The sequence below is a fragment of the Vibrio sp. 2132-1 genome (genome assembly GCF_033344315.1).
This window is the reverse complement of record NZ_JAWPON010000083.1, coordinates 1-1,161: the sequence shown is the minus strand read 5'-3', so window position 1 is coordinate 1,161 and position 1,161 is coordinate 1. Positions and strand designations below refer to the sequence as shown.

The window sequence follows — 1,161 nt, the reverse complement described above, 5'->3', positions numbered from 1 at the left end:
GATCTTGAGGAACGAGTTTTCCTCGCACCGCTAAATCTAATATCAGCTCACGTAGCTTTTTAACACCATACAGTTCTAGCTTCTTACTGCTGCCTCTACCAGAGGTCGATCTGGTCTTTTCTGCCGACGTCCAAATATCAATATGCTCGGTGATCAGGTTTTCTAAAGCCATTATTGCTCTCCACCTTGCTTTTTACCTTGAATGGTAGAGCTAAGCGCATCACCGAGAATGCCTTTCAGTTGGTCACGTAGTGCTTTGATGTCTTGTTGTTGCTGCTGATAGTTCTCCAGTAACTCTTCAGGATCATGGCTGACGACTTCGTCCTGATACGGGTTTTTAATATCAAGGTTAAAGTTGCGCTCGATAATATCCTCAATCGACACTTTCCAAGCTTGCTTGGTCTCGATACGGCTAGCGAACCCATCGGCCTCGTTACCCCACCAATCGATCTCTTGCTGGAACTCCTCAAACTTCATCGGTTTGGTTTTGCTGTAGTTCTTCACGCCTTCTGGGTAAGGGTGCTCATAGAACCACACTTCTTTGGTCGGTTGGCCTTTGGTAAAGAACAGAATGTTGGTCTTAATACCTGTGTATGGGTTGAACACGCCATTAGGTAAGCGAACAATCGTGTGCAGGTTACACTCTTCCGTCAGCATCTTTTTGATTTTGGTTTTTACACCTTCACCAAACAAGGTGCCATCAGGTAACACCACACCAGCGCGACCATCTTTATCCAATACTTCGACAATAAGCTGCAAGAACAGATCAGCCGTTTCACGAGTTTGCATTTCGGCAGGGAAGTTCTTTTCAATCCCGTCTTCTTCTGTGCCGCCAAACGGTGGGTTAGTCGCAATCACATTGATATTGCTGTCCCAGTTTGAAAGCGGCTTGTTAAGCGTGTTGCCGTGCTTGATCTGCACAGGGACTTCGATGCCGTGGAGCATCATATTGGTGATACACAGCAAATGTGGCAGTTGTTTCTTCTCTACACCATGGATTTGTTTTTGCAGAGTTTGGTGATCGGCTGTGCTTGTCACGTAGTTCTCTTTAACGTGATCGAACGAGCAAGCCAGGAATCCACCCGTGCCGCAGGCGGGATCCATAATCTGCTCACCCAGTTTAGGGTCAAGACGATTGACGATAAAGCGAGTCACCGCGCG

At 46.9% G+C, this 1,161-nt stretch carries 1 protein-coding gene and 1 pseudogene; both read right to left on the bottom strand.

What is annotated here, in order from left to right; genetic code table 11:
* Window positions 1-172, bottom strand: a pseudogene (locus tag R8N47_RS23585) (restriction endonuclease subunit S); the annotation flags it as partial.
* Window positions 172-1,161, bottom strand: a 990-nt coding sequence (locus R8N47_RS23580) for an N-6 DNA methylase (RefSeq protein ID WP_318185900.1), incomplete at its 5' end; no start/stop codon positions are given. The gene R8N47_RS23580 and the pseudogene R8N47_RS23585, both read right to left, overlap by 1 nt.